The 2,368-nt window shown below is 47.2% G+C and carries 1 protein-coding gene and 1 pseudogene; one reads left to right on the forward strand and one right to left on the reverse strand.

What is annotated here, in order from left to right; all coding sequences use genetic code 11:
- Positions 1 to 286: 286 nt before the first annotated feature.
- On the forward strand, positions 287 to 1,996 hold the full coding sequence (locus ACO6V1_RS23440) for a choice-of-anchor I family protein (RefSeq protein WP_422446382.1): 1,710 nt from the start codon (positions 287 to 289) through the stop codon (positions 1,994 to 1,996).
- A 69-nt stretch (positions 1,997 to 2,065) separates the two neighbouring features.
- Here ACO6V1_RS23440 and ACO6V1_RS23445 read toward each other — a convergent pair.
- Positions 2,066 to 2,263: pseudogene (locus ACO6V1_RS23445) on the reverse strand (chorismate synthase); the annotation flags it as partial.
- Positions 2,264 to 2,368: the final 105 nt, after the last annotated feature.

The raw sequence follows: 2,368 nt of genomic DNA on the forward strand, positions 1-2,368 counted from the left end.
CGGGACGTAAATCCTGTGCTCCAGGGTCTGTAGTTGTGCTCAGTATGAGACTTTGACCCTCATGATTCTTAAATTCCCTTTTTGACGTGTTGGTTGACCCTTTTGTGTTTCTGCTGGCCATTGGCGGCACCTGATCCCCGCACGCATCATGCGGACCTATATCAACCGCCCTATTCTGATTGTTTCTCTGTCTCGGTACACCGTGATGATTTAGCTGTCATATTTCTTTCATCATTTCCCGTTATAACTGTTCAGCAACTAAAACAGGACATGACAGGCAAGGCCGATGAAAATCCCTTTCAGCAGAACCGCTCCATTACTGGCAGCTCTGATCATTTCAGGCTGTACTTTGGATATGCAATCTGCCAGCGTAACCCACCCGGATATGCAACCGGTTGGTCGCTATGCATCTGGCACTTTCTTTGAAGGTGCAGCAGAAATTGTCAGCTGGCATAAAACCAGTCAGTCGATTTTTGTCGTGAATGCCGGAGAAAAAACGATTGATATTCTGGATGCCAGCCAATTAACCAGCAAGGCTCTCGCTAACCCACTGACCGATTCAAACCTGACCAAACGAAGCAGCATTGATATTCAAAGCTATCTGCCAGACATCGAACTCGGTGCTGCAAACAGCCTGTCATTACATGATGGCCTGCTGGCTGTTGCCGTTGAAGCTGACATCAAACAGGAAAACGGCGTTGTTATTCTGTTCAACATCGATGATCAAGGTAATGCAACCTACCGGGATTATGTCCACACTTCAGCACTGCCAGACATGGTGACCTTTACCCCAAATGGTAAATATGCGCTGGTTGCCAATGAAGGTGAGCCTTCTGAAGATTACAAAATTGATCCTGAGGGTTCCATCAGCATTATCCAGATCAACGATAACGGTACCGTAGGCGAGGTCAGACAAGTTGGCTTTACTGAGTTTAATAAATACGGTCCAAGGCACAATGAGTTAAGCGAGCAAGTTCGGGTATTTGGCCGAAATGCCACCGTTGCACAAGACCTTGAGCCTGAGTTCATCACCGTATCCAATGACTCTAAAAAGGCTTATGTCAGCCTGCAGGAAAATAATGCTCAGGCAATCATTGATATTGAAGCAGCTGAAGTCGTTAAGATCTTCCCCCTGGGCTACAAAGATTTTGGGAAATACACCGCCGATATCAGTAACAGGGATGGTGGCGTGAATCTGAAAACCTGGGCGGGTGTATACGGTATGTATCAGCCAGACACCCTCGCTTCTTATGAAGCCAATGGCAAAACCTATGTTGTTTCTGCCAACGAAGGTGATGCCCGTGATTACTGGTATGACAGCCCTTCCAGAACAGATTGTCTGAACTCCGGCGGCCTGAAGTTTGATGAAGACGACGGCTGCCTTGCTTATACTGAAGAGTTCCGTGTGAAAAAGGTGAAGGTGGCTGATGAGCACCCAAATGCCGACAAAGCAAAAGATTCAGCCGGGATGGCTCAACTGAAAATCACCAACACTCTGGGAGACAGTGATAACGATGGTGAGTTTGAACAGCTTTATGCTTACGGTACCCGTTCCTTCGCCATCTGGGATGAATCCGGAAATCTGGTGTTTGACTCTGGCGATGATTTCGAGCGCATCACGGCAGAAATACTGAAGTCTGACTTCAATAACAATGACGATGAAACCAAAGGCGATAACCGCAGTGATGACAAAGGTCCGGAGCCTGAAGCCCTGGCCATTGGTGAAATCAATGGAAGACACTATGCGTTTGTTGGTCTTGAGCGTACCGGCGGCCTGTTTATGTACGACATCACCAGTCCGGAATCACCTGAATATGTCCGCTATATCCATAACCGGGACTTTTCCGTGAATGTGGCCGAGCAGCCTGAACTGGCTGGTGACCTTTCACCGGAGGGTATGGTCTTTGTGGCAGAAGCGGACAGTCCCACTGGCAAGCCTTTGCTGATCATTGGCCATGAGGTTTCTGGATCAACCCTTGTCTATGAAATCTTTTAACGACTATTCGTACAGCCTCCCGGGAGGCTAAACGTTTAAAGGCTTCCACCCGGAAGCCTTTTTTATGCTTTAAACAACCGGTATCGGACTAACGACATCGGCATTCTGTGCCCGGTGCCGCAGAAAATGATCCATCAGGGTAATCGCCATCATCGCTTCAGCAATGGGTACTGCACGAATACCTACGCAGGGATCATGGCACCCCTTGGTGACGACCTCCACCGGCTTGCCCTGACTATTAATCAACTTTCCTGAGGTGGTAAAGGACAATAAAAAGAGGACAATAAAAAGAGGACAATAAAAAGAATAAAAAGGACACCCACTTTTTAAATAGTGAAGAGTACATCATTTATTCATTTTTTAAATGATAGT

Source organism: Endozoicomonas sp. ALC013, from assembly GCF_049310205.1.
Taxonomy (GTDB): Bacteria; Pseudomonadota; Gammaproteobacteria; order Pseudomonadales; family Endozoicomonadaceae; genus Endozoicomonas.